This is a genomic window from Halopseudomonas nanhaiensis (assembly GCF_020025155.1).
GTDB lineage: Bacteria > Pseudomonadota > Gammaproteobacteria > Pseudomonadales > Pseudomonadaceae > Halopseudomonas > Halopseudomonas nanhaiensis.
The window spans coordinates 1,241,885-1,267,633 of sequence record NZ_CP073751.1 but is presented as its reverse complement, the minus strand read 5'-3'; the positions used below and the strand labels follow the sequence as shown (position 1 = coordinate 1,267,633).

Here is a 25,749-nt window from a genome sequence, read left to right as displayed (position 1 = left end):
TCCTTAATAGTCGTATCTAGTGCATTTCGCGTGGAACGCTACTCTCCATCAAGCCAGGCTTCGTCTTATGGATGTCCGCCGTCCCCGTTCTGTGAAGGATTTCCAATCGATACCCTTCCAGAGAGCCAGACAAGCGAAAAAAGAAAAACCTGCGAGCAACATGAGGCTACCTATCCAATATCCCAACGAGTTTCTTGACGGCCCCATGGCATGGCTCAATAGCTCCCCAATGCCGAATAGTAAAAATGCCCAAAGGATCGGCATGCAGAATTTGACGAGCTGAATTTTCTTGCGAAGAGTGTACATCAAGACAGCCAGATACAGCATTTGTGCGAGCACGGCGGCAACAGCGACACCGAGAATCTTTCCTGTCGCGCCTGCGATGAAACAGAGTACGATCGAGACCAGAGCGCAGCCTATGGAAAGTATCGCCAGCCTACCTATCTTGCGGTGCACCTCCATCCGTTTTTGAGCGTAAACCGAGACGGAAGCCAGAAAAACGCCGCAGAATGCCAGAAAGATGGTGCTTATCGACAAACCGACTTGCCTGTCAGCAATCCGCTCGAAAAGCTCGAGCCCCCAAAGGTCTAGCGCAACCCATAACGCGGCAAAGGCAATAACCAGAAAGGAAATTGAAGCTTCGACGATGTCAATCGCGAAATGGCCTTCGCGGAATCGATTGATCAACAACGAATGGACCATCATAAGCAGTGGCATGCTTAATAGCCCCGACGCGCCTATGAACAAGTCTTTCAAAGAGAGGTAGGCATCACCCCCCGCAAGGTTATAGTGCCCGAGAGCAAATCGGTCTGCGGCAGCCATGATCAGCATTCCGAGCATCCACGGCGACAATGCAGAGCCATATTGATATATGGCCGTAAAACTGGCTACGAAGGCTTTCTTCCCTACGATCAAGTTTTCCGCACCGTGCTCCTTCAGCTTAACCAGCAGGAGAAACAAGGATGCCGCGAGATAGCCAACCGATAGCGACAGGATTGCAAACTTGTAGTTCACTGCTATCCGCTCGAAAATCACAAGGACGGTCACGACTTGGCCGACCGCCTGGAGGAGGATGGCGACCAACTGATGTCGCACCTGAAACGTCGCTTGATACACCGAAGAAAGGAAAAAGAACAACGCTTGGCTGAAGCACAGCAGCACGACGTTGTAGAACGCATAATCGTCGACGAAAACCGTCGATACGACTCCGGCAGCTATAGCCGCCACGGGGGCTATAATAAGGACGGACCATAGACAGCTGTAGAAAAGCGTCGCTCGATTATCGGCGCTTGCCACACAGTAAATATAGGAATTACCTATCCATGCACTACCCAACTGCGCAGCGATCAGAGCACTCGCGATGCTCACTGAATAGCTGACATATCCACCTTCGGGCAGAACCGAATAGAGGAGGACGATAAAGAATATGCCGGTAGCCGCAGGGATCAGCTTGACCGGAACGTACAACAAGAGCTTCCCGAGGAAGGTCGAGGAATTCATCCGGGGAGTTTTCCAACGCAGAGCTCGTTCGTCAGGAATATTCGTTCAGCAGGTCGCAAACTCGGCTCCAAATACAGAATTACATCGGTGAGCCTGAGCATCGAACCCGGATCACCAAGCCTCCGCGTGGCGTAAGAAGGCTCTTGCACAGCCGGCTGGCTGCATCGCGCACGCTACCGCCCCGAGATTTCTACTGCTTTCCATTGAGGCTGGTCTGCGACGCGCAACAGTCACCTTCGATAGCATACTTCAATAATGGCCTGACAGGCGCAGGCGAGATGATAGACGCTCCGGGGTGACCTTGTCAGCGCAAAATGGGCAGCTGGTCACCGTCAAGCGAATCGATGGCGGCAAATTGTGCTCTGTCTTGACCTTCGAGCTGAGTAACCAACAAGCGCCAACGTTGATCAATTAGACATAGACTCACTCATCCACGTACCGTTCCAAAAGCGGGCCAGCAATTTCGTCCTTGTGACAACAGTCAACCTATCGCGGAGCGGCCAGTCGATCGCGAGTACTGGGTCATCCCAACGGATCGCCCGCTCGCAATTGGTGCGTATTGGCCCCCAGTCTTGCACGATATATCGCGTTGCCCTCTATCGTATCTAAACTGTAGGCGGAACTTTCAGGGGCACGGCATCAGGCGTTTTTGCACTTAAAGCTTGTAGCAAGTTTTGGCCACTCTTGAGGAGCGATTCCTTGGTTGCCGGGTTTTTCAATGACTTCTCAGGCGAAGCAGCATCACGAAGTCTCGCCCGAGGCGGCGAAGGGATGGATACCGCCTCTCGGGTTACCTTCGGTGCCTTGCTGGGTCTCAAAGACGTTACATCGCCTACCAGCTAAGCTTCGGTGGGCGCGCAATCTGCTCGTTTGCTCCGTAAAGGTATCCCTCTCGCTTGCCGGTCGAACAGGAGGAGCTGGAGTTATAAGAGGTGGCCGGCTTGTCAGTAGAACTACTCCGCTCCAATCCACGCACTTTTTATGGAACCTCGCGTCGCACCCCATTAGCAGTGACCTAACCGGCGCGCGCAAAGGCGTTTTTTTCACGAGAGCCACGGCAGGGTGTCCTGAAAATAGAGTTACCCAGACGCTTGTGCTACCGCATGTCGCGGTGTCTTCGTGGATCCACTGAGCTGCGGCTGTAGTCCTTGCGCTTCGCTGCGCACAGTTCTTTAAGCATGCAGGTCAGATCAACCCGCTGCCTTTAGCGCTCTGAGCGGAATATGCAACAACTGCTCACGCTGCAAAAGGTTGAGCAGGATCACCGCACGATCTTCTCCATCTGCTTTGCAGAACACCGCCTCGATATCTCGAAACGGCCCATCGGACACCGTCACTTTGCAGCCCGACTCAAAAAGCGGCTGTGCCTTGTTGGTGGCCAGACGCTGGCGAATGTCTACGATGATGTCACCCGGCACGGCCACCGGACGGTCGCAGAAGGTGACTAGCCGCGCTACACCGCGCGTCGAGCGAATGCTGTGCCAGCTGTCAGTGGTCTGGCAGAGGTTGATGAACAGGTAACCAGGGAACAGGGATTCGTCGAGCATCACGCGCTTGCCTCGGCGCATGGCTTCGACCGGGTGCACCGGGCGGTAACAGGGGAATTTCTGATTGCGCAGATGCTCTTCAGCGCGGGCGTCCTGGCGGGGCTTGCACTGGATGAGATACCACTGGGGGGAACTGCTCTGATTGCCAGACATCCTGTCTGTCTCCTTTAAGCCTTGCACGATGCATCCATGCTCGTTGTTGCCAAATAATTGCCGCCGGTAAAAACCTGGGGCGCTACGCAGCGCGGCGATGCCAATATAATAGCGCGGCGACCTTCTGTACAAATGCTCTTTTTGCACTCCACGATGACTCGCGCGAACAGGCTCGCGTTGCGCGCCCGTGGTGCAAGGCCTTTAGCGGAATGGACCAATTCTTCGGCCGGCAAACGGCAAGCTCCCGCCGGGCCGTAGGAGCGTACCTGGGCGCGAAAGCGGAGTCCGAGCACCCTGCTTCGCGGCCAGGTCCGATAACACCCACTGCTGCCTACCTCTGTAGGAGCGCACCTGGGCGCGAATGCAGCATCCGCGAACCCTTCGCGGTCATGCCCGCTCCTACAAAAAGCGGAATCACGCGGTCGGAATCACCACTTCCATCGCCACACCCTTGCGCCGCGCTGCTTCCTTCAACAACCCCGCCAGCCGTTGCTTGGCTGCGTCATCGCCATGCACCAGCCGCACCTGCCTGGGCCAGTGGCGCATGCCGGTGACGAATTTCACCAGGCCCTTCTGATCCGCGTGCGCGGAATAGCCACCCAGCGTCTCGATGCCCGCACGGATGTCATAGCGCTCGCCATCAAGCTCGACCCAGCCGCCACCCGGCCCATACTGCTGAATGTCCCGCCCCGGGGTGCCGCGTGCCTGGTAGCCGACGAACAGCACGTTGTGTCGCGGGTCATGCAGCATGGCCTTCAGGTAGTTGACGATCCGCCCGGCGCTGCACATGCCGTTACTGGTGATCACCACGGCCGGCTGCTTCGTCTGGGCCAGGCGATTGACCATGGCGATATGCTTGTCGTGCGAGTCCACCGTCAGCAACTGCTCGAACCCCAGCGGCTTGTGGCCCTGACGCACGCGGCGCAGCGCTTCCTTGTCCCACCATGGCTTGAGCTGGCGGTATAGCGTGGTGAAGCGGGTGGCCAGCGGCGCATCCAGAATGATCGGCAGATTCTCCCAGTCAAGATTCTTGCCCGGCCCGCCTTTGCTGCGCTTTTTTGCGCTGGAGATGATCGCTTCGATCTCGTAGAGCAGCTCCTGCGTACGGCCAATGCTGAACGCAGGGATCAGCACCGTTCCGCCATCGGCCAGCGCCGACTCCAGCGCCTTCTGCAGGCGCTCGCGGCGAGTGCGGCGGTCTTCGTGCAGGCGGTCGCCATAGGTACTCTCCAGCACCACCACGTCCGCCTGCCAGGCCGACTTCGGTGGCGGCAGCAAGGGCGCATGCGGCGCGCCAAGATCACCGGAGAACACAATGCGATGCTTCGCCCCGGTTGCGGGGTAGCGCACGTCCACCTCAACCCACGCCGACCCGAGAATGTGCCCTGCCTGCCGGAACCGGACCCGACAAACGAGGTCGTCCCGATCGATGAGCGAGATCCATTCGCGGTAGGCGTGCCCTTGCAGCATCGGCTCCACAAGCGCGAGAAATTTCTCTGTCAGGTCGCGATCGCGTTTAACGCTCAGCATGAAGGCATCTTCCAGCACAGCAGGCATCAGCATTGCTGACGGCTCCGTGCAATGCACCGGCCCCTTGAACCCGGCCGCGATCAACCAGGGCAGCCTGCCGATATGGTCGATATGCACATGCGTGGCGATCAGCGCTCGCACGCTGGACAGGTCGAACTCGATCTCCAGCTTGCCTGCACCCGCCCCTGCGTTGGAGAGCTCCGCGCCCTGGAACATGCCGCAATCGACCAGCAGGCTGTCGTGCTCCGTCAACCATAGTTGATGGCACGACCCGGTCACACCCTGCACCGCTCCGTGGTGCTCGATGAATGGATAGGTTCCGCTCATTGCACAATCCCTTGCGTTGGAAAACGTGGGCGGAACCTTACCGTAATGGCGCATCGCTAGCCGTGACCTCTCTCACATGACAGGACCATTCCAACCTTCCGCTCCGCCTTTCATTCCTCTGCCCAAGCCGCTGGCTGTCCTGCACAGACGAATGGGGCTTCCGAAAGTAGCACTGAGCCATCATACTCCGCGCCCGTTCGTCATCATCAATTCAGACGATTGCCGAAAGTTCCCGGCAATGGTCAAATTCCGACGAAAGGACATAAACCTAACGCGCCGATCCGCCAGGTTCGGTGCCATGCGAGGGACCGTGTTATGCAGTACCGTCCGATTTCCGTCGTCGCCTGTGCGCTCCTGCTTTCCGCCTGCGCCGGCACCGCAGTCAACAACACCGCCGGCCGCCAGACCATCTACGAAGATGTGCGCACCAGCAGCTCAACCGTCCAGGGCATCGGCCTGGAATCGCAGGACATCGTTGCCGTCACCGACCAGATGATGCGCGACATGCTTGCCAACCCTGCCCTGGCCCGTCGCGCCACACCTCCGCGGATCATCCTCGATTCGGCCTACTTCACCAACGAAAGCGCCTCGCGGATCAACAAGAACATGATCACCGACCGGCTGCGTATCGAGCTGCAACGCGCGGCTCAGGGACGCATGGTGTTCATCGGGCGCGAGCATGCTGCCATGGTCGAAGCAGAGCGTGATCTCAAGCGCGCCGGCGTGACCGATGCCGGCACCATCCGCAGCACCCAGGGCACTGCCGGCGCGGACTTCCGGCTGGTCGGTCGCATTACTTCGGCCGACGCGGTCGACACCTACTCCAGCGCCACATCGCGTTATCAGCAGCTGACCTTCGAGATGATCGACATGGAATACGGCACCGTCGTCTGGGCCGGCATGTACGAGATGAAGAAGACCGCGCAGGACGATGTGATCTACCGCTAGGACCCGGCATAAGGACCCATGCCATGCGATCAGGACTATTACTGCCCGCGCTGTTGATGGCGGGCTGGCAGACTGTTGCCGTCGCCCAGCCGGAACCTTTGGCGGACGCGATCCAACGTATAGAGACCGATGACGCCAACAACCTGGTACTCAACCAGCTGCAGGCCGCCACCGTCGCGCTCGATCTGGGCCTGCGGGACGAGTCGGCCAGGCTGTTCGATGAGGCTCTGGCGGGCGTGACCGCAGTCTACGCGGACAACGAGCGCGCCGCCGCGGCCCGCGGACTGTGGCAGAACGAGGGCGCCAAGGACTTCAAGGGGGAACCCTACGAACGCGCCATGGCGTTCTACTACCGCGGCATCCTCGACATGTACGCAGGCGACTATGAGAACGCCCGCGCCAGCTTCAAGAGCGGGCTGCTGCAGGACGCCTTCGCTGAAGAGGCGCAGCATCGTGCCGATTTCGCCCTGCTGATGTTTCTCGAGGCCTGGTCATCCCATGTACTCGGCGCGAAGGACCTGGCCAGTGAACGCTTCACCGAGGTACAGGGGCTGCGCCCTGCTCTCACGCCGCCGGACGCCTCGCACAACGTGCTGGTCATCGTCGAAACCGGCAAAGCGCCACGCAAGCTGCAGGACGGCATCGGCGGCAATCTGCTGGTGTATCGCCAGGGCAAACGCTTCACCGAGGCTGGGGCACGCCTGACCAGCAACGGCCAGACCATCGATCTATTGCCAATGGAAAGCATCTTCTGGCAGGCGTCCACCCGTGGCGGCCGTCCGGTTGACGGGATTCTCGACGGTCAGGTGCAGTTCAAGCAGACCACCCAGACGGTGTCGGCGAACGTCTCGGGTGTAGCCAGCAACGCTGCCAGCTTCGCGCCTCTGTTCGGCGCTGCCGGCGGTGCATTCGCAGGGGTCGCCGCAGTAGCCGGCCTCGCCACGCTAGCCACCGCTAAAGTCACCGCCCGGGCCGACAACCGCTTCTGGAACAATCTGCCCGACATGGTTCACGTGCACACCATGGCCGCCCCCAAGGGCGAGCGCGAAGTGCGGGTGGACTTTGTCGATGGCAACGGCACCGTGCTGCCCGAGCTGAGCCAGACCGCCGCTATTCATTTTGATGACCAGGGCCGGGGGCTCGTCTGGGTCCGGGCGCGCCGAGCAACGGACGTAGATACCAAATGAGGTACACGCAATGAAAATCTGCAATGCCGCACTACTGGCCAGCGCGCTGCTGGCCATGACCGCCTGTTCCTCCGTCGACCGTAACGAAGGTGCCCAACCCGGCGTCCGCATCAGCGATGACCGCGCGCCGAACGCCGGCGTGACGCTGGATAGCGTGGTCATTCTGGACAAGACCCTGCAGGACCGTCGCTCCGGCAAGCTCGCCATAGAGCGCTCCGGCGCCCGTCGCACCCAGACCGGCACCCTGGAAGCCTTCGCCGTGATTCGCAACCGTACCGACCATCCGCTGCAGATCGAAGGCCGCACGCAGTTCCTCGATGACCTTGGCGTGCCGATGGAGGCGCCCAGCCAGTGGAAGCGCCTCTATCTGGATCCGCAGTCGGTCAACGGCTATCGCGAGCTATCTACCAGCGTGCAGGGCGTAGCGCATTATTACATTGAAATTCGGGAAGCTCGCTGATGAACCGCCTGCCAATCAGAACCTGCACGCTGGCATTGTTCATCAGCGCAGCGATGGCTGCCCCGGTCGTCTTCGCCGACTCGCACACCCCGTTCGATGAGGATCTGGGCGAATCGCGGTTGGAACAGACCACTCCGGCCGGGCAGATCAGCTCTGGCTGGACACCGCCGCCTGCGGCCAGCGACCCGGGCGAACAGCGCTACATAACCGAACCCACGCGTGACACCAATGCCGAGGCCGCCCAGACCATCACCGCCAGCTTCAGCGCGGCCTATCGTGCTGCCGGCTCCCCCCGCATGGCGGTGTATTTCAACCGCCAGCTGAGCGAAGAAGTCCGCGAGTGGATACCCGGCTACCAGCAGTTGCGCGTCACCAGCAACCAGACCGCCAGCGTTACCGGTCCGGACCTGCAGACGGCCGACGCCAGCTACAGCAGTGACCGCAGCGCCACGCTGACCACACGGCACGCAGTCGATACCTCCGGCCGCCGGGTGGATCCGTCAGAAGAATGGACATGGCAGTTCGAGGATGCCATCACCCAGGTATTTCTCGGTGCCGGCGCCAATGTAGTGGATCGTGCGATGATGTTCCGCCAGGCCGCCCACAAGAACCCTAACAGCCAAGGCGCAGACGGTTCCATCTCCATCACGCAGAATGAGATGTCCGCACTCAATGGCTTTGCCGACATCCTCGTCGAGGTGAAGGTGACGCGCTCCGCCTCCGCGCTCGGTTATGACTTCCGTGCGACCGGCAAGAACATCAAGACCGGCCAGATCATCGCCTCAGCCTACTTGAATGGCGAAGGCGACCAGCGCGCGCAGAGCTACGTGGCCACCGCCAACGGCTATGAGAAACAGTACACCACCCCCCTCACGGTCGATTACATCTCACGGGAGCTGACGCTCAAGCTGATGCAGTCGATGGCACCACAGTTGAGCCGCTGAACGGAATTTCACCATGAAGAAACTGATTTGCTGTCTCGCCCTGATCGGCCTGACAAGCGGTTGCACCCAAATGATCGAACACGCGGCGTACGTTGCCCCTGAGGACGTCCCGCCGGCACCGGAACTCGTTCCAATCCAGATGGGCCAAACTATCGATGTGGCGGCGCCGGAGATGTTTCTGCTACGCACCCGCATGATGGATGCCGAAATACCGCTGTTCAACTTCTACCAGTTCAACTCCAAGCCCGGACAGACCGTCACCATCACCATGCGCTCCAAGGGTGGAGACACCGCCCTGTCGCTGCTGGACTCCTATGGCCACGAGAACGTGCAAATCCTTGCCAGCACCACATCAGTCCGTAACAACGAGGCGGCGCGGGCAGCACGGGCGCGCGGAGAGCATTCCGAAATGATCATCACGCTCCCGCCGGATGAAGATGGCGTTTACTACATCCAGCCGACCATGGCGCAGAACGGCTTTTCGCTCACGCTGCAGGCCGGATCGGTACCCGCGCAGGACATTCTGAAAAAACCTTGAATCAGCACAACCGTAAAGCAGGGAACGCACCCGTATGAAACGACTTATTGCAGTAGTCGCGCTTACCGCGAGCCTCACCGGCTGCGCCGGCCTCGTTACAAGCCCGGAACAGGCCGCCGCTATCGCGACCAGCGCCAAGCCAATCCAGTACGGTGAAACCGTACAGGGCGCCGCCAACACCTATCCCGCCTCAAATCTCTATTACCGGTTCAGTGGCACCGCCGGCCAGCCGGTGACCATTACGCTGAGATCGCAAGGGCCCGATGGCGGACTCGAGCTTGGCGGCAAACCTGGCGCTTCGAACGTGACCGAGTATCCCAACACCATGATGCCGCAGAACTTCAACGCCAACGGTCCGCATGCAGAGATCCGCACGTTGCTGCCAGCCAGCCCAGACGGCAATTATTACGTCCGTGTGATGCTGGAGGACACCGGCGCCTACAGTCTTACCCTTCAAAAGGGTTTAGTCGTATCACAGGACATTCTCAAACTGCCGTCGCCGATTCTGGGCACTACCGGCAAATACATGAGCCCCTTTACCGAAGACGACACCATCACCCCCTGGGTGGAGAAAGGCATAGCCGTCACCGTCGGTGCTAACGTTGGTCAGGCCCTGGGAAGCGTCGCGGCACTCAGCGCAAGTTCCGACAATCTCATCTTGGCGCTAGCCGGGGGCGCGATCGGTAAAGCGGTCGGCACGGCGATATCGGTCGAAGCCGTCGGCGGCTGGGAATTCGTCAAGGCAAACTCCGACCAGTCCTTCGAAACCGTCGAAGACCTGGGGCGCTACCTGCACTACCGCCATTCAGCCCACCCTCAGTACAAGGAAGTCGTCGCGGCCACGGCGGGCATCTATCCAGAGTTGAACCGAGCGATGACAGCGGTCGTGATGGGTCGCTAAGGCGTCGAACGCAGCGCTCAGACATCCCCGCTTCGAAACTCCACCGTCAGATGCTTGACCTCATGCACATGGTCAAGTCTCTGACGCACCTCCTCGGCACCCGACTCCCCGCGCCCCACCACACTTACAATCGCCGCCAGCGCCTCCGGGCCGACCTGCCATACGTGCAGATCAACCACCGCCGCATCGCCTGGCCCTTCAACCAGCTGCCGGATCTCGTCGGCCACATGCGGATCGGTGCGGTCCAGTAGCACGCCCGACGTCACACCGATCAGGCTCCACGCCCAGCGCGCGATGACCAGTGCGCCGACGATACCCATCAGCGGGTCCACCCATACCCAGCCCAGATAGCGGCCCGCCATCAGCCCGACGATCGCCAGGACGGAGGTCAACGCATCGGCCAGCACATGAAAATAGGCCGATCGCAGGTTGTTGTCGCCGCCGTGCTGGTGAGCGTGTCCGTGCGCGCCTTCGCCCTCATGCCCATGGCTGTGCTTAGGCCCGAGCAACACCGCGCTGACCACGTTCACCACCAGCCCCAGTATTGCCACCAGAATGGCCGCGCCGAACTGGACCGGAACCGGCTGCAGCAGCCGCATCACCGACTCGAACGCGATCCCCAACGCGACCAGCCCCAGGATCAGCGCCGACGCAAAGCCGCCGAGATCCCCCACCTTGCCGGTGCCGAAGCTGTAACGCCCGCTGTGCGCATGGCGCCGGGCGTAGGCGTAAGCCGCCGCGGCGATGCCCAGCGCGCCGGCGTGCGTGGCCATGTGAAACCCGTCGGCAAGCAATGCCATGGAGCCGGTGAGATACCCGGCCGTGATCTCGCCGACCATCATCACCAGCGTCAGCGCCACCACCCACAGCGTGCGCCGGGCGTTGCCTTCGTGTTGCGAGCCGAGAAAGACATGGTCATGGGCCGGTCGGGCGGTGCTGTTCATCGCAGTAGTCATCCTGGTGCCATCGCAGTGTTGGATACCGACAGCCTAGTCGCTCAACAGCGCCTTCTGCACAGCACCATCCACCCCCCAGTGGGAGCGGCGTCCCCGCCGCGATGGCGTCCGCAGGACGCCCAAGGTTCCTGCTAAGCCAAACAAGACCCCCTTCACAAACCCACCGCCCCGATTTGAATCGCCCGCCACCCACAGGCACCCTCCCCTCAACGTCACATCACCAGGGAAGGCTCATGATCAAACGACGCCTCATCCTGTGCCTGGACGGCACCTGGAACAGCAACGACAAGAGCGACGCCATCACCAACGTGGTCAAGCTGATGCGCCTGATCCCGTGCATCGGCGCAGACGGCATCAGCCAGATCGTCTACTACGATCGCGGCGTGGGCACCGGGCCGGGGGACAGAATCACAGGCGGGTTCAGCGGCAAGGGGCTGGACGAGAAAATCATCGATGCCTACCGCTTTCTCGGCAACAACTACCACCCAGGCGACGAGATCTATCTGTTCGGCTTTTCCCGCGGCGCCTACACCGCGCGCAGCCTCGCCGGGCTTATCGACATCGCCGGGGTCATACACCCGTCCTGTCTGGGCGAACAGCTGGACGAACTGCAGACCATCCGCCGCTCAAACCAGACCGCTCAGCACAAGCGAGCAGCCATCGCCGCCATCAGCGGTCTGCGCCGGCATGAACCGGCACCCATCAAATGCATCGGCGTATGGGACACCGTCGGTTCGCTGGGCATCCCCGGGGACTGGGCGCGGCACAAGTCCTTCGCCTCGCGCTGGTACTTTCATGACGTGCACCTGGGCCAACATGTCGACGTCGCCCTGCACGCCCTGGCCATCGATGAAAAGCGCCCGGCCTTTCCGCCGACCCTGTGGGAGAAACCGATTGACCAGCCACTGCCACCCGGGCAGGTGGTCGAGCAGGTATGGTTCCCGGGTGTGCACTCCAATATCGGCGGCTCTTATGCGGACAGCCGCCTGTCTGACATCACGCTGGACTGGATGATCAAGCGGCTACGCGCCCACACCAGGTTGACCGTCGACGACCTGACGCTTCACCCGGCTGCGCAGACAATCGAAGACTGCATCGCCGGCAAGGGCATCGAAAGCCGCACGCTGCTGTACCGCGCCATGCTCAGCCACGCGTGGCCCTACCTGCGCACGCTATGCAATGTACTCACCCCACCCACCGGCAGGCTGGACGCGCTGATCCGCAACCGGGTCAAACCGCTACACAGCCGCCGTAACCAGCCCAGACCCGGTGAGCAAACCGTCAACGAACGGGTGCACATATCGGCCCTGCAACGCTGGCAACTGGAGGCCGTGCAGCATGATGCACCGGAGCATAAAGCCATACCGCCGGTCCCCTACCGACCACCGAACCTGGCGGAGGTCATCAGGCAGGCACGCCTGGCCCCAGGGAAACGTCCGGTCACGATTGTCGGCTGGGATGGCGAACCGATCCCGGCAGCGCAGGTGTACTGGCCCGCCGAGGAGTAGAGGAAGGTACAGAACGGCCCAAATGCATGAACCACGCCGCGCGCAGCGCGCCTCCAGCTTGACCCGCACCCCGCTGCGCCATACAGTTCCACTTTCGTGGCCACCGCGCCGGAAACCAAGAAAGCCAAATGTTCAAATCGATATTGATCGTATGTGTAGGGAATATATGTCGTAGCCCTACTGCCGAAGCGCTGCTCAAACACAAGCTGCAAGGCTACGACATCAAGGTCACCTCAGCGGGCCTGGGCGCCCTGGTCGGCAAGGGCGTAGACCCCACCGCCGCCGCCGTCATGGCTGAACATGACATCAGCCTGCACGACCACATGGCCCGCCAGCTGACGCGGGAAATGGTCCGCGATGCCGACCTGATCCTCACCATGGAAACGCGGCATATCAAGGCGATCTGCGAGCTCACGCCCGAGGCGCGGGGCAAGACGTTCCTCTTCGGCCGCTGGCTCAATGGTTGTGAAACGCCAGACCCGTACCGTCAGCAGCGCCAGGCTTTCGTGCATGTCTACCAGATCCTCGACAAGGCCGCCAACGCCTGGCTGCCCTATCTCGTCCGCTGACTCCAGCCTGTAACCGAACCGCACCACAATAGCGCCCACGCTCCAGAAGCGTGCGGCGCCGCTGGTCGTTTTTCGCTTGGTCGCAAGTGAATTTGCCCTTACCTTTCGCGCGCTGTTGCGGCTAGAATACGCGCCAGTATTAAGCCATCACCGTGGCATGGGTCATGCATAGCATGACGCCACACCGATGGCGTGAAAAATTCGATTACATGGAAGTCTTCAGGAAGAAACTGTAAATCCTGTGGCGGTAGCATTGTCCAACGGAAGGTAACCCTCCGGCCCCCCGGGCCAGATCTCCCCCGATTGGCAACCAGCAGAACCCGGTTGCAGCAAGCCGATTCAGCCCCTACTCCGCTCAGAACATGCGCACTGCTTTCGTTTCGATCGCAGAGCAGGTCCTTGCATGCGCCTAACGTGTGGCAGGCACTGGCCGATACAGCTCAAAGGCAGGCGCCAGAGCGGCGCGTGCAGTAGAGGGTCAGCCGGGCCAAACGAATGGGCACCAGGCGACCATCCGATACGACCGCCCGCTGCAGGGAAGGTTCAAAACTTTTTTTGGTTCGAGTTCGCTCAGCCCTCAACGCTTACATCCGCAAGGTTGCACATGCAAACGAATCAGACTCACACCCAGGACGATAATGAAATCGATCTGCTTGCCCTGCTGGGCGCCCTGATCGACGGCAAATGGATCATCCTCGGCTTCACCTTCCTGTTCGCCGTTGCCGGCATCGCCTACGCCCTGCTGGCAACGCCGATCTACCAGGCCAATGCGCTGATCCAGATCGAGGAGAAAACCGGCAGCAGCCTGAGCGGCCTGAGTGAACTGACCGACATGTTCGGCTCCACCTCCAAGGCGGTAACCGAGATCGAGCTGCTCAAGTCCCGCGCCGTGATCGGCCAGGCGGTGCAGAACCTCAAGCTGGACATTATCGCCACACCCAAACACTTCCCGGCGATCGGCGCCTGGGCCGCCCGCCGCTTCGAGCCGGAATCAATCGGCGACGTGGCCCAGCCGCTGTTCGGCCTGGATGCCTACGCCTGGGGCGGCGAAGTAATCGACGTATTTCAACTGGACGTACCGCCGCGCTACCTGGGCGAAACACTGACCCTCACCGCCATCGACCACGCCAGCTTCGCGATTGCCGATGAAGACGGGAACCTGCTGGTGGAAGGCACCGTAGGCCAGCAGATCGACGAGTTCGGCTTCCAGGTCCAGATCGCTCAGCTCATCGCCCGCCCCGGCACGCAATTCGAACTGATCCGCCAGCGCCGCTTGAACACCATCCTGCAATACCAGGAAGAACTCGGCGCCAGCGAGCGCGGCAAGGACAGCGGTATCATCGCCCTGAGCCTGAAGCATGAAGACCCGGCCTACGCCACCCGCGTGCTGGACGAAGTCAGCCGCCTGTATGTACGCCAGAACGTTGAACGCAACTCCGCCGAAGCGGCGCAAAGCCTGGAATTCCTCCGCCAGCAACTGCCGCAGGTACGCACCGAGCTGGAGCGCTACGAGCAGGCGCTGAACGAATACCAGACCAGCAACAAGTCGGTAAACATCACCATCGAGACCCAGGCCGTACTGGATCAGCTGGTCGAGCTGGATACGCTGATCAGCGAGCAGAACCTCAAGCGCGCCGAACTGGAGCGCCGCTTCACTCGCGAACACCCCACCTATCAGGCGCTGATCGAACAGACCGCCCAGCTGGAGCGCCAGCGCAGCGAACTGGCGAGCAAGATCGAAAACCTGCCACAAACCCAGCAGGAACTGCTGCGCCTCACTCGCGATGTGACAGTGACCACCGAGGTGTACACCGCCATGCTCAACACCGCGCAGGAGCTGGATGTCTTGCGTGCGGGCACCGTGGGCAACGTACGCGTCGTGGATACAGCCGATGTGAATCTCGCTGCGCCGGTCGCGCCGAAGAAATCGATGATCGTGCTGGTCGCAACGTTATTGGGCGGCTTCGTCGGCGTCGCACTTGTCCTACTGCGCCAGGCACTCAATCGCGGCATCGAAGACCCGGACGTGATCGAACAGCTCGGCCTGCCCGTCTACGCCGCCATACCTTTCAGCAAGGACCAGGAAGCACTGGAAAAACGCGCCCGCGACCGGAACGACAAAGGTCCCAGCTCGCTGCTGCTCGCCGTCAACAACCCCGCGGACCTGTCCATCGAATCGCTACGCAGCCTGCGCACCAGTTTGCACTTCGCGCGGCTGGAAGCGAAGAACAACATCCTGATGATCTCCGGCCCCAGCCCGTCCGTGGGCAAGTCGTTCGTCTCATCGAACCTGGCCGTGATCATGGCCCAGGCCGGCCAGAAAGTGCTGCTGATCGATGCCGACATGCGCAAGGGCTATGTGAACAAGATGTTCCGCATGCAGCCAACCAATGGCCTGTCCGAACTGCTGGCGGCGCAGCTGACCAGCGATCAGGCCATCCGGCAGACCGAAGTGGAGAACCTGCACTTCGTGCCACGCGGCCAGGTTCCGCCGAACCCGTCCGAACTGTTGATGCACCCGAACTTCATCGCTTTCATAGAAAACGTCAGCAGCCAGTACGACCTGGTCATAATAGACACCCCGCCGATCCTCGCCGTGACCGATGCCGCAATCGTAGGCCGCAGCGCAGGCACCAGTCTGGTGGTGACCCGATTTGGTGTGAACGGCGCAAAAGAGATCGAAGTCATGAAGCGGCGGTTTGAGCAAAACGATATACAGCTTAAAGGTGCGATCTTTAACGCAGTTCTCAAGAAAGCCGGCGCTTACGGATACGGGAATTCCGGCTACTACAATTATGTATATCAGTCGGAACAGAGTTAACCATAAGTTACGACTTCCGATAAAGCAGAGCCAAAGACCAGCCGCACATATGACAATCACAAAAGATACGTTAGACTCTCCGCAGACCCAATCGAGAATTGAGGAACGCGAAAAACGGATCAAGCACAGTGCTGTGGCTGCGTTGTTCGCCAAGGCAATTCAGGTCATCGCCGCTCTAATCACAGTGCCGTTGACCCTGCCTTATCTGGGAGAAGAACTATTCGGCGTCTGGATGGCTATCACTGGGATATTCGCATTCCTAGCGTTCGCGGACCTCGGCATAAACATAGGACTACAGCAATCTCTAACTGCAAATGTAGGCCGCCTCCAAGCCACGAGAAAATCAATAAGCAACGCATTTTTTCTACTCACTACAATTGTTATCACAATCTTTTCGGCTTATCAGTTACTGCCCGCGGAACCTTTCCTCGCCCAATTGGCAGTCAACAAGGAACTCGTGCCAGAACTCAAGAAAACCATGGACACGATGTTATATATCTTTCTACTTGGATTGTACGCAACGTTCTTTCAACGAATTTTCGAGGCGTATCAGGACGGAAAGATCTTAAACATCCTTTTCATCACAGGCCGACTTCTTTCATTAGCTAGTGTGGTTCTCGCAGTGCAATTCGATTTGGGTCTAGCAATAATGATCGCAATGTACACAGGGCTACCTATGATCTGCTTACTTGCCGGCGGCGCTCTTTTGCTGGTTCGCTTCAAGCATCTCCGCCCGCGATTGAAAGAAAACTCGTTATCTACTTGGAGCCAACTAATCAGGACGGGCTCACAAGCGTTTTTGGCGCAAGTCGGAGCATCGCTGATGCTGTCTGGACCCATTATCTCGCTAGCTGCAGTCTACGGTGCCGCTGCGATAGTGCCATTTGCCCTAGTCCAACGGCTAGCTGGACTAGTGGGAATGTTGCTTTCGGCCGTTCTCGGACCCTTGTGGCCAGCTTATGGGGACGCGGTTCGGCGCGGCGACAGCACGTGGATTGCCAAGACGTTTCGACGTTCAGTTAACATCTGCCTAGCAGTGTCTATTCCTGCCTTCATTGGACTAGTCTGCTTCGGTCAAGACATAATTTCAGTATGGACTACCAAGCAGGCTCAAGTTCAAGTTGAGAAAAGCCTCTTATACGTGTGCGGCTTATGGATGGTGCTCACTGCGTTTGTACGCGCGTTCAGCATGCTACTTAACGGTGTTGGTAAACTAAAAGGCCAAGCGATATACGGAGTTTTTTTACCTTTCGCAGCAATTAGCATAGCGTACTCGGCAGGAGCCGAAATTACCCTGCCTATCAACTTACTCATTGTGGTACTCATAGGTGAAGCCGGAAGAGTGGCCTGCATGGCAATCGAAACCAGGCGACACTTAACAGGAGCACGAACCTAATGCAACTATACTATCCGGTGTACACCCGCACAAAAATATCCGGTCAATTAGAAGGCATTATACTGTCGCTAATATCCCGCACATATATATCCTTAAAGGGCGTTACCGAATTTAGCGGCTGTAACCTAACTGTAAAAACGTTGTTCGGCATTCATTCTTTCGGTAATTTCGAGACGGCGGCGAGACACATTTCTTGCCTTGGCAAGCGATTCAACACCATCGAGATACCATGAACGTCCTGAGCCGACTCCAAGGGCGCCTATGGCGGACCATTGGAACCAACTTCGTCGTCCGGATGATATTTCGCGGCGGCGCCAAAATCGGACAGCAACCAGTCATATATGGTTGGCCGATTATCGACTTGTGCAAGGGAAGCGAGATACGTATTGGAAGCCGAGCAGTATTAACATCGATTTCTGCTTTCAATGCCATAGGAGTCAACCGTAAGGTCACCATTCGAACGCTTAGCGCAAATTCGAAGGTAACCATTGGAGATGACGTGGGTATAAGCGGCGCAATCATATGCGCGTCGACTAGCATCCACATTGGCGCGGGAACCCTGGTCGGCGCCAACGTGATTATCGCCGACAATGACTTTCACCCCGTTGACGATATCTCAAGGCGGTACAGTCGACAACCGTCCGGAAGACCCGTGCATATTGGGGAGAACGTTTTTTTGGGTACGAACACTATCGTCTTGAAGGGATCAACCATCGGCGAGAATTCGGTGATTGGCGCAGGGAGCGTCGTGTCTGGCTTGATTCCGCCTAATGTAGTGGCTGCGGGCAACCCGTGCCGGATAATAAGGGAGTTGAACGTTGGTCGCTTGGTTTGAATCCATCGGCCAGGCGCTAACAGCAGGAGTACCGCTTACGCCGATATGCCCCCAGCGCGTAACGCGAAAGCTTCGCTGCGCTCTGACTAAACTAGGGCCGACGCTCGCCTGAGCCTATTTACAGAGCTTAAGATAGGAACGATTGAATGAACGAATCCAGCCCAGCCCCAACGCTCTCTATCATTACGATTTGCTATAACAACCGTCTGGGCCTCGAAAGAACCTTCGACAGTGTTCGAACGCAGGTCTCCCGCAATTTCGAATATATTGTCGTGGATGGTGGCTCCACGGATGGGTCAAAACAACTAATCGCTGATAACACCGATCTAATCACTGCACACAAAAGCGAGCCAGATCGCGGGATCGCCGATGCGTTTAATAAGGGCATTGCGTTGAGCACCGGCTCTTTTTTGCTATTTTTGAATAGCGGCGACGTTCTCGCAGATAACGAAACTATAATGCATCTGAACTCAGCTCTCTCTCAGGACATCGATATCCTCGTCGGGGATATCGAGATAGGCGGAAGTAAATATTCCTATCGGAAAGATCTCCACTGGCAGATCTTGCGGAACTATCTTCCTCATCAAGCTATGTGTATCGGCAAAGAGCTGTTTATTTCCTACGGCTTATATGACCAGTCGTATAGATTAGGAATGGACTATGAGTGGTCGTTACGTCTAAATCCTCGCCTTACAAGAGTGGCCCGCACCCCCAGGGTGCTCAGCGTAATGGAACCTGGGGGTATAAGCACATCCTGCTATAAAGGGACGTTTTGGGCTTACCACGCAGCAAGGCAGAAGAACGGCACTTGTCCACGATCAATTTCTGCTTTCATTACAATGTTATTCATCGCAAAGCGGTATTGCGGGCTTTCTTTTCGCAGGCTTCTACGAAATTAGTACATTATCTCTCAAAAGCCTTGGACTATGCGTAGCTACCCGCCCAAGAAGTTCAACCCTTAGCTTTCCTTGTATTCGATGACACCCTTAAGCACTGGTTCATACACGGCCACCTTATGCTAGGTTACAAGCCCCCACAGAACACTTACTCACTCGCCGCCTCCGCGCGCAGCGCGAGCACCTTTGCCACGCTGGGTTTTTTCCTCCTCCCGTTCGAGAATCTCGCTATAGCACCCAGCGCTGGGTGGCCAGCGATAGCACCAATCTTCTTTTTCGCATCTGTTTTGCTATCTCTCAATAGCATGTCGTTTTCGGTCGCGAAAGTTCGGACCGTGGTTGCGCTAGTTATAATAAGCTCTTGCGGATGGATCTCGACCTATGTTTTAGGGCTGGACAACCGTTTTTTTGTACGTGACGTTTTTGACGCCTTTGCCGCGCTCACGCTGGGCGTTTGTTTTGCAATCTGTCTCGCAAGGGTTTTTCGCCCAGGCGTACGTGCCGATTTGCAGATACGCGGCTATCTAAACGCTTATGCACTCGGATCCACCATTGCTATTGGCACCTCTAGCTTACTGTATTTGTTATCTAAGGCCGGTGTGAGCTTTGCATCTTACCTTGCCCTCATAATTTTGAAAAGAAATGAGGAAATGAATCGGTTTGCGTTCTTTTTCGCTGAGCCATCGTTCGTAAGTGTACACATCCTCGGCGTCCTGATCCCCTTGACTTGGCTGGCATGGCGCCTTGATCTAACCCTAGAACGCAATCGACTGCTTGGCTTGGGACTGGCTTACATCCTGATATCAGTACTATTGCTTGACTCTGCGAGATTTTGGATTGACATGTGCTTTTTGGCGGCGACGTCCGCCTTCTTTTATATAACTAGATCGTTTAAAAAGGTTTCTATCAAAACCTTGTTGTTTGCCATGACGATAGCACTACCAACCAGTAACTTTATCTTATTCAACGAGGGGCTCCTGGGAAGTCTGACGATGGGACGCGTCCAGGCAAGTGACGACTTGCTGATCACGCTGAATTCGGATGACTCGTTAGCGTCGCGATTTTTCAGAACGGATGCAGCGTACCAGGCGTGGAAGGAATACCCACAGTATTTGATAACTGGAGCAGGCTTCGGAAATATCGGCGCGCTAATCGACGTGGGATATCAAAAAGCACTTGACAATTTTCGATCTTCCTATATGAAAGAGGTCATTCAGATAGGAGAGTCCGGCAGCGGACCGAATATTTTCAATATGCATGCGAAGACCATCGGGGAGTTCGGGCTAATAGTCTACCTGCTACTTCTTTTTGCATTATTCGACAGACGTTTTTGTTTTCTATTTCTCACTATATTCTGGTGCTATCTTCAATTCGATTCCTACGCTTTTTATGGTCTTTGGATTTATGTAGTCGCGAGAGCCTGCCTCCCACTAATTGAAAAACCAACGAAGCAAACGAAAATTGGGATTGAAAATGCGTCGTAAGAAGCTGATACATGTCGTAGAGAGTGTTTCTGACACATATGGCGGACCGGCCAAGTCAGTCCCATATTTGATAGCTGGCCTAAACGCGACCGGCCATGTTAACAGTCTGGTATCTATTAGCAGTCCAGACGGCAACCACAATAGTGTGTGCTCGGAACACTCCATCGAACCTATCATATTTAACGGATATACAAAAAAGTTCAGGTATTCGCCAGCTCTAAGCAGGCACCTGATCGCTCTGGCAAAGCAGAGCGACATCATTCACACCCATAATTTGTGGACGTATCCTGCAATCGCGGCCTATCGGGCAGCGAAAGTCGTTCGTGCTCCGCTGGTGTGCTCTATTCGAGGGAATCTTTATGAATGGAATTTGCAACAGTCTGCTTTTGCAAAGAGAGCCGCGTTGTCGCTATACCAACACAAGATTCTTGCCTCTGCTGATCTCCTGCACGCCACAGAGCCAAACGAAATTGTGGCGATTAGAAGGTTGGGGATTTCATCGCCGATCGCGTTAATTCCCAACGGTATAAACTTCGATGAGTTTTCTCAATTACCGAGCAGGGAAGTCGCATCATCTACATTAAAAATCAACCCTCACTCAAAAAAAATCCTATTTCTGTCTAGGGTGCATCCCAAAAAGGGAATCGATATTCTGATAGACACGTTTAGTCGACTGGCATCTCGTTATCCGGACTGGGAGCTCTTAATCGTTGGTCCGATCGCAGACGACACTAATATCGCTGATATTGTTAAAAGAAACATTGCCGCTGCAAGCCGTATTCACGTGATGGGAATGCTTGCAGGTGCGGAACGGCAGGCCGCCTTCGCCGCCTCAGACTTGTTCGTATTGCCCACCCACAGCGAAAACTTTGGCATTGCAATAGGTGAAGCTATGGCAGCAGGGCTTCCAGTCCTAACTACGACAGGTACACCTTGGACGATTCTAAATGAAATATCTGCAGGCTGGTGCGTCGAATTGAGCCCCGAAACGTTTCAGTCGCACCTGTCCGAGGCTATGAGTACTGACAGAAAGATTCTGAAAAAGATGGGGGATTTCGGTAGGCATCACGTCACGCAAAACTATTCTTGGAGTATGGTCTGCAAAATGATGGGCGCATCTTATTCCTGGTTGCTAGATAGCAACTTACCGAAACCATCTTTTATTTTTGACTGAGGACAACATGCAGAATTTAGCTACTTACACCCAGCCACCAAACTTTAGAGGTAGAAGCGCATTTGTATGCCAGCTGTGGTGGCTTGTGCAATCTCTACTACTAAATACATCGCCGCAATTCCTATTCGGGTGGAGAGTTTTTCTCCTCAGGTTATTCGGTGCCAAGATTGGACGAGATGTAAAAATACGCCCAAGCGTTAAGGTTACCTATCCATGGAAGCTAGAAGTTGGAGATTTTTCGTGGATTGGCGACAACGTTGTGTTGTACTCCTTAGGGCCAATTCGTATTGGAAAAAGCTCGGTCATATCTCAGCGATCATATATTTGCACTGGGAGCCATGATGCTCATCGAAGCAGCTTCGATATTTTCTCTCTTCCCGTGGTAATTGGGGACGGTGTTTGGCTCGCGACTGATGTCTTCGTTGCGCCAGGAGTATGTATCGCTAACGGGGTAGTGGTCGGTGCGCGAAGCTCGGTCTTCAAGAGCATCGGACGTGAGGGCATATACGCCGGGACTCCTGCCACATTCATCAAGCCGCGTTCATTCCATCAACAAGGTTAAGTTATGAAGAAAAAAGCACTCATCACCGGCATTACAGGTCAGGATGGCTCATACCTGGCAGAGTTTCTCCTGGAGAAGGGCTACGAAGTCCACGGCATCAAGCGGCGCGCCTCGCTGTTCAACACCCAGCGCGTCGACCATATCTATCAGGACCCGCATGTCGAGAACAAGAACTTCGTTTTGCACTACGGCGACCTGAGCGACTCGTCCAACCTGACCCGCATCATCCAGGAAGTGCAGCCCGACGAGGTCTACAACCTCGGCGCCCAGTCCCACGTGGCGGTCAGCTTCGAAGCGCCGGAGTACACCGCAGACGTCGATGCCATGGGTACCCTGCGTATCCTCGAGGCGATCCGTCTGCTGGGCCTGGAAAAGAAGACCCGTTTCTATCAGGCCTCCACCTCCGAGCTGTACGGTCTGGTGCAGGAGATTCCGCAGAAGGAAACCACTCCCTTCTACCCGCGTTCGCCCTACGCCGTCGCCAAGCTGTACGCCTACTGGATCACCGTGAACTACCGCGAAGCCTATGGCATGTATGCCTGCAACGGCATCCTGTTCAACCACGAGTCTCCGCGCCGCGGCGAAACCTTCGTCACGCGCAAGATCACCCGCGGCCTGGCGAACATCGCCCAGGGTCTGGAAAGCTGCCTGTATATGGGCAACATGGATGCGCTACGTGACTGGGGCCATGCCAAGGATTACGTGCGTATGCAGTGGATGATGCTGCAGCAGGAAACCGCTGACGACTTCGTCATCGCCACCGGCGTGCAGTACTCGGTACGTGAATTCATCAAGTGGTCGGCGGCCGAGCTGGGCATCACCCTGCGCTTCGAAGGCCAGGGCGTTGACGAGAAGGCCATCGTCGAGAAGATCGAAGGTGACAAGGCGCCCGGTCTGGCGACTGGCGATGTGATCGTGCGCGTCGATCCCCGCTACTTCCGTCCCGCCGAAGTGGAAACTCTCCTGGGCGATCCGAGCAAGGCCAAGGACGTACTCGGCTGGACTCCGGAAATTACCGTGCAGGAAATGTGCGCGGAAATGGTCTCCGAAGATCTGAAGGTCGCCCAGCGCCACGCGCTGCTCAAGGAGCACGGCCACGAGATTCCGGTCAGCGTGGAGGGTTGAGCATGGCAGCTGACCTCAACCAGCGCATCTTCGTCGCCGGCCATCGCGGCATGGTCGGCTCGGCGATCGTCCGGCGCCTCGAGGCGCTGGGCTATACCGACATCGTCACGCGGGGCCGCAACGAGCTGAACCTGCTGGATCAGCGCGCGGTGAACGCGTTCTTCCAGGCCGAAGGCATCGACCAGGTCTACCTGGCCGCGGCCAAGGTCGGCGGCATTCACGCCAACAACGAGTACCCTGCCGAGTTTATCTACGAGAACCTGATGATCGAGGCCAACATCATCCACGCCGCGCACCGCGCCGGCGTGGAGAAGTTGCTGTTCCTCGGCTCCTCGTGCATCTATCCCAAGCATGCCGAGCAGCCGATGCGCGAAGAGGCCCTGCTGACCGGCATTCTCGAGCCGACCAACGAGCCCTACGCGATCGCCAAGATTGCCGGTATCAAGCTCTGCGAAAGCTACAACCGCCAGTACGGTCGTGACTACCGCAGCGTGATGCCGACCAACCTGTACGGCCCGCACGACAACTACCACCCGGAAAACAGCCACGTCATCCCTGCCCTGCTGCGCCGCTTCCATGAAGCGACCCAACGGGGCGATGAAGAGGTGATGGTCTGGGGCAGCGGCAAGCCGATGCGCGAGTTTCTGCATGTGGACGATATGGCTGCGGCCAGCATCCACGTGATGAATCTCGACACCGAGACCTACCGCGAGCACACCCAGCCGATGCTCTCGCACATCAATGTCGGCACCGGCGAAGACTGCACCATCCGCGAGCTGGCCGAAACGGTCAAGAAAGTGACCGAGTTCCCCGGCAAGCTGACGTTCGACGCCAGCAAGCCCGACGGCACGCCACGCAAGCTGATGGATGTCTCGCGTCTGGAACGGCTCGGCTGGAAGAGCAGCATCAAGCTCGAGGATGGGCTGCGTGATGCCTATCGCTGGTTTGTCGAGCATCAGGACGACGCACGCACGCACTAACACCCCCAAACAAACCCGACATCATCCAATTGAGTGATGCCAAAGCGGCATCACTCTCGTTATAGTAGCGCCCGGCCACCCATGGAAGGCCCCGCGCTAGAGCGCTTCGACTTGCTTTTACAGGGACGTAAGACATGAAAATTCTGATCTACGGGATCAACTACAGCCCGGAGCTGACCGGTATTGGCAAATACAGCGGTGAGATGTCTCGCTGGCTGGCTGAGAAGGGGCACGACATTCGCGTCGTCACCGCCCCACCCTATTACCCCGACTGGCAGGTGCAGGCTGGCTACAAGCGCTGGCGTCCGTACCGCGATAACGATGACGTGGTGACCGTTACCCGCTGCCCGCTGTATGTGCCGAAGAATCCTTCTGCCATCAAGCGCATCCTGCACTTGAGCAGCTTCGCCCTGAGCTCGCTGGTCTCGCTGGCGACCAAGATCCGTTGGAAGCCAGACGTGGTAGTACTGGTGGCACCAACCCTGTTCTGTGCCCCCGGTGCGCTGCTTCTTGCAAAAATCACCGGCGCGACCAGCGTGATTCACGTGCAGGACTATGAGGTGGATGCCATGTTCGGCCTCGGCATTGCGCGCAAAGGGCTCTTCCGCAAGGTGGCTTGCGCGATCGAGGCGCGGTTGCTGCGCTCGTTTGATCGCTTCTCGACCATCTCCACCGGCATGCTCAAGCGCGCTGAAGAGAAGGGCGTACCCGCAGAAAAGCTGATGTTCTTCCCCAACTGGTCGGAGACCGAACGCTTCCAGAATATTGCGCGGCAGGCCGAGCTGTTGATACGGCTGGGCGTCGATCCAACGAAACGGGTGATGCTCTACTCCGGCAATATCGGCGAGAAGCAGGGGCTCGAAGGTGTTATCGAAGCAGCCGTGCACTTCCGTGAGCGGGATGACATCGTGTTTCTTATCGTGGGCGAAGGTGCCGGCAAGAAGCGCCTGATGAAGCTGGTCGAGCAGAACCAACTGGCCAACGTCATGTTTGCACCGCTGCAACCCTATGAGGACCTGCCTGCTTTGCTGGGTTCGGCGGACGGTCACCTGGTGATTCAGAAGCGCGGCGCGGCGGATGCGGTGCTGCCCTCGAAGTTGACCAACATCCTCGCTGTCGGTGGAAACGCCATCATCACTGCGGACCCGGAAACCACGCTCGGCATGCTGTGTACCGAATACCCGGGTATCGCCACACTCGTGGAGCCGGAATCGGTCAGTGCCCTGGTCAAGGGCATTGAAACCGTTCTGGAGCTGGCGCCGAACAACGTGATCGCCCGCAACTATGCGTCCGAATACTTGGCCAAGGACCGCGTACTTGAACGCTTCCTGCAGGACGTATCCCCCATCGAGACGACCGCGCCGCCCCAGGACGATATCGCCGTAGCCTAGCCAACCAGGAATATCCT

Annotated in this window: 22 protein-coding genes; 18 read left to right on the top strand and 4 right to left on the bottom strand. The window is 57.7% G+C overall.

Annotated elements, in window-relative coordinates:
• Positions 1-48 precede the first annotated feature (48 nt).
• The 3 genes from KEM63_RS05745 to KEM63_RS05735 form a co-directional block, all read right to left on the bottom strand.
• A complete protein-coding gene (locus KEM63_RS05745; RefSeq protein ID WP_223655239.1) occupies positions 49-1,500 on the bottom strand; it encodes a polysaccharide biosynthesis protein in 1,452 nt (483 codons plus the stop codon).
• Positions 1,501-2,690: 1,190 nt separating this feature from the next.
• The gene (rfaH, locus tag KEM63_RS05740; RefSeq protein ID WP_223655238.1) at positions 2,691-3,200 is read right to left on the bottom strand and encodes a transcription/translation regulatory transformer protein RfaH; all 510 of its coding nucleotides are present in this window, start codon (positions 3,198-3,200) and stop codon (positions 2,691-2,693) included.
• Positions 3,201-3,614: 414 nt separating this feature from the next.
• Positions 3,615-5,057: an MBL fold metallo-hydrolase RNA specificity domain-containing protein gene (locus KEM63_RS05735; RefSeq protein ID WP_223655237.1), complete on the bottom strand. Its 1,443-nt coding sequence runs from the start codon at positions 5,055-5,057 to the stop codon at positions 3,615-3,617.
• Between the two features lie 315 nt (positions 5,058-5,372).
• On the opposite strand from KEM63_RS05735, the gene KEM63_RS05730 reads away from it, so the two are divergent.
• From KEM63_RS05730 to KEM63_RS05705, 6 genes are read left to right on the top strand one after another with little or no spacing between them, the layout of a single operon-like run.
• A complete protein-coding gene (locus KEM63_RS05730; protein ID WP_223655236.1) occupies positions 5,373-6,005 on the top strand; it encodes a penicillin-binding protein activator LpoB in 633 nt (210 codons plus the stop codon).
• A gap of 23 nt (positions 6,006-6,028) precedes the next feature.
• Positions 6,029-7,192, top strand: a complete 1,164-nt coding sequence (locus KEM63_RS05725) for a hypothetical protein (RefSeq protein ID WP_223655235.1) — start codon at positions 6,029-6,031, stop codon at positions 7,190-7,192.
• Positions 7,193-7,202: 10 nt separating this feature from the next.
• Positions 7,203-7,652: a putative periplasmic lipoprotein gene (locus KEM63_RS05720; RefSeq protein WP_223655234.1), complete on the top strand. Its 450-nt coding sequence runs from the start codon at positions 7,203-7,205 to the stop codon at positions 7,650-7,652.
• Positions 7,652-8,596 carry a hypothetical protein gene (locus KEM63_RS05715; protein ID WP_223655233.1) on the top strand — a complete coding sequence of 315 codons (945 nt, stop codon included), beginning with the start codon at positions 7,652-7,654 and terminating at the stop codon, positions 8,594-8,596. The genes KEM63_RS05720 and KEM63_RS05715 overlap by 1 nt, the downstream gene beginning before the upstream one ends.
• Positions 8,597-8,609: 13 nt before the next feature.
• Complete coding sequence (locus KEM63_RS05710) at positions 8,610-9,134, top strand: PPC domain-containing protein (RefSeq protein WP_223655232.1); 525 nt, start codon at positions 8,610-8,612, stop codon at positions 9,132-9,134.
• 34 nt (positions 9,135-9,168) lie between these two features.
• Complete coding sequence (locus KEM63_RS05705; protein WP_223655231.1) at positions 9,169-10,035, top strand: hypothetical protein; 867 nt, start codon at positions 9,169-9,171, stop codon at positions 10,033-10,035.
• 17 nt (positions 10,036-10,052) lie between these two features.
• On the opposite strand, the gene dmeF is transcribed toward KEM63_RS05705, so the two are convergent.
• The gene (dmeF, locus tag KEM63_RS05700; protein ID WP_223655230.1) at positions 10,053-10,979 is read right to left on the bottom strand and encodes a CDF family Co(II)/Ni(II) efflux transporter DmeF; all 927 of its coding nucleotides are present in this window, start codon (positions 10,977-10,979) and stop codon (positions 10,053-10,055) included.
• A 245-nt stretch (positions 10,980-11,224) separates the two neighbouring features.
• Here dmeF and KEM63_RS05695 point away from each other — a divergent pair, with 245 nt between their 5' ends.
• From KEM63_RS05695 to KEM63_RS05640, 12 genes are all read left to right on the top strand, one after another.
• A complete protein-coding gene (locus KEM63_RS05695; protein WP_223655229.1) occupies positions 11,225-12,499 on the top strand; it encodes a DUF2235 domain-containing protein in 1,275 nt (424 codons plus the stop codon).
• Between the two features lie 128 nt (positions 12,500-12,627).
• Positions 12,628-13,068, top strand: coding sequence for an arsenate reductase/protein-tyrosine-phosphatase family protein (locus KEM63_RS05690; protein WP_223655228.1), 441 nt, complete (start codon positions 12,628-12,630; stop codon positions 13,066-13,068).
• Between the two features lie 604 nt (positions 13,069-13,672).
• Entirely contained in the window at positions 13,673-15,889 is a 2,217-nt protein-coding gene (locus tag KEM63_RS05685) for a polysaccharide biosynthesis tyrosine autokinase (protein ID WP_223655227.1), read from the top strand.
• A 49-nt stretch (positions 15,890-15,938) separates the two neighbouring features.
• Entirely contained in the window at positions 15,939-17,285 is a 1,347-nt protein-coding gene (locus KEM63_RS05680; RefSeq protein WP_223655226.1) for a lipopolysaccharide biosynthesis protein, read from the top strand.
• Positions 17,286-17,514: 229 nt separating this feature from the next.
• A complete protein-coding gene (locus KEM63_RS05675) occupies positions 17,515-18,120 on the top strand; it encodes an acyltransferase (protein ID WP_341481927.1) in 606 nt (201 codons plus the stop codon).
• Between the two features lie 146 nt (positions 18,121-18,266).
• Positions 18,267-19,019: a glycosyltransferase family 2 protein gene (locus KEM63_RS05670; protein ID WP_223655225.1), complete on the top strand. Its 753-nt coding sequence runs from the start codon at positions 18,267-18,269 to the stop codon at positions 19,017-19,019.
• A 116-nt stretch (positions 19,020-19,135) separates the two neighbouring features.
• Positions 19,136-20,500, top strand: coding sequence for a hypothetical protein (locus KEM63_RS05665; protein WP_223655224.1), 1,365 nt, complete (start codon positions 19,136-19,138; stop codon positions 20,498-20,500).
• The gene (locus KEM63_RS05660; protein WP_223655826.1) at positions 20,490-21,674 is read left to right on the top strand and encodes a glycosyltransferase; all 1,185 of its coding nucleotides are present in this window, start codon (positions 20,490-20,492) and stop codon (positions 21,672-21,674) included. The genes KEM63_RS05665 and KEM63_RS05660 overlap by 11 nt, the downstream gene beginning before the upstream one ends.
• Before the next feature lie 7 nt (positions 21,675-21,681).
• Complete coding sequence (locus KEM63_RS05655; RefSeq protein ID WP_267461154.1) at positions 21,682-22,236, top strand: WcaF family extracellular polysaccharide biosynthesis acetyltransferase; 555 nt, start codon at positions 21,682-21,684, stop codon at positions 22,234-22,236.
• Between the two features lie 3 nt (positions 22,237-22,239).
• On the top strand, positions 22,240-23,361 hold the full coding sequence (gene gmd, locus KEM63_RS05650) for a GDP-mannose 4,6-dehydratase (RefSeq protein WP_223655223.1): 1,122 nt from the start codon (positions 22,240-22,242) through the stop codon (positions 23,359-23,361).
• 2 nt (positions 23,362-23,363) lie between these two features.
• Positions 23,364-24,341, top strand: a complete 978-nt coding sequence (gene fcl, locus KEM63_RS05645; protein ID WP_223655222.1) for a GDP-L-fucose synthase — start codon at positions 23,364-23,366, stop codon at positions 24,339-24,341.
• Between the two features lie 134 nt (positions 24,342-24,475).
• Positions 24,476-25,732 (top strand): glycosyltransferase WbuB, encoded by a 1,257-nt coding sequence (locus KEM63_RS05640; RefSeq protein WP_223655221.1) that lies wholly within the window; start codon positions 24,476-24,478, stop codon positions 25,730-25,732.
• Positions 25,733-25,749 lie beyond the last annotated feature (17 nt).

What these genes read in the sequence shown, in the direction of transcription:
- KEM63_RS05745 (WP_223655239.1), bottom strand. Translation starts at nt 1,500, where the DNA reads ATGAATTCCTCGACCTTCCTCGGGAAGCTCTTGTTGTACGTTCCGGTC.
- rfaH (WP_223655238.1), bottom strand. Translation starts at nt 3,200, where the DNA reads ATGTCTGGCAATCAGAGCAGTTCCCCCCAGTGGTATCTCATCCAGTGC.
- KEM63_RS05735 (WP_223655237.1), bottom strand. Translation starts at nt 5,057, where the DNA reads ATGAGCGGAACCTATCCATTCATCGAGCACCACGGAGCGGTGCAGGGT.
- KEM63_RS05730 (WP_223655236.1), top strand. Translation starts at nt 5,373, where the DNA reads ATGCAGTACCGTCCGATTTCCGTCGTCGCCTGTGCGCTCCTGCTTTCC.
- KEM63_RS05725 (WP_223655235.1), top strand. Translation starts at nt 6,029, where the DNA reads ATGCGATCAGGACTATTACTGCCCGCGCTGTTGATGGCGGGCTGGCAG.
- KEM63_RS05720 (WP_223655234.1), top strand. Translation starts at nt 7,203, where the DNA reads ATGAAAATCTGCAATGCCGCACTACTGGCCAGCGCGCTGCTGGCCATG.
- KEM63_RS05715 (WP_223655233.1), top strand. Translation starts at nt 7,652, where the DNA reads ATGAACCGCCTGCCAATCAGAACCTGCACGCTGGCATTGTTCATCAGC.
- KEM63_RS05710 (WP_223655232.1), top strand. Translation starts at nt 8,610, where the DNA reads ATGAAGAAACTGATTTGCTGTCTCGCCCTGATCGGCCTGACAAGCGGT.
- KEM63_RS05705 (WP_223655231.1), top strand. Translation starts at nt 9,169, where the DNA reads ATGAAACGACTTATTGCAGTAGTCGCGCTTACCGCGAGCCTCACCGGC.
- dmeF (WP_223655230.1), bottom strand. Translation starts at nt 10,979, where the DNA reads ATGAACAGCACCGCCCGACCGGCCCATGACCATGTCTTTCTCGGCTCG.
- KEM63_RS05695 (WP_223655229.1), top strand. Translation starts at nt 11,225, where the DNA reads ATGATCAAACGACGCCTCATCCTGTGCCTGGACGGCACCTGGAACAGC.
- KEM63_RS05690 (WP_223655228.1), top strand. Translation starts at nt 12,628, where the DNA reads ATGTTCAAATCGATATTGATCGTATGTGTAGGGAATATATGTCGTAGC.
- KEM63_RS05685 (WP_223655227.1), top strand. Translation starts at nt 13,673, where the DNA reads ATGCAAACGAATCAGACTCACACCCAGGACGATAATGAAATCGATCTG.
- KEM63_RS05680 (WP_223655226.1), top strand. Translation starts at nt 15,939, where the DNA reads ATGACAATCACAAAAGATACGTTAGACTCTCCGCAGACCCAATCGAGA.
- KEM63_RS05675 (WP_341481927.1), top strand. Translation starts at nt 17,515, where the DNA reads ATGAACGTCCTGAGCCGACTCCAAGGGCGCCTATGGCGGACCATTGGA.
- KEM63_RS05670 (WP_223655225.1), top strand. Translation starts at nt 18,267, where the DNA reads ATGAACGAATCCAGCCCAGCCCCAACGCTCTCTATCATTACGATTTGC.
- KEM63_RS05665 (WP_223655224.1), top strand. Translation starts at nt 19,136, where the DNA reads ATGCTAGGTTACAAGCCCCCACAGAACACTTACTCACTCGCCGCCTCC.
- KEM63_RS05660 (WP_223655826.1), top strand. Translation starts at nt 20,490, where the DNA reads ATGCGTCGTAAGAAGCTGATACATGTCGTAGAGAGTGTTTCTGACACA.
- KEM63_RS05655 (WP_267461154.1), top strand. Translation starts at nt 21,682, where the DNA reads ATGCAGAATTTAGCTACTTACACCCAGCCACCAAACTTTAGAGGTAGA.
- gmd (WP_223655223.1), top strand. Translation starts at nt 22,240, where the DNA reads ATGAAGAAAAAAGCACTCATCACCGGCATTACAGGTCAGGATGGCTCA.
- fcl (WP_223655222.1), top strand. Translation starts at nt 23,364, where the DNA reads ATGGCAGCTGACCTCAACCAGCGCATCTTCGTCGCCGGCCATCGCGGC.
- KEM63_RS05640 (WP_223655221.1), top strand. Translation starts at nt 24,476, where the DNA reads ATGAAAATTCTGATCTACGGGATCAACTACAGCCCGGAGCTGACCGGT.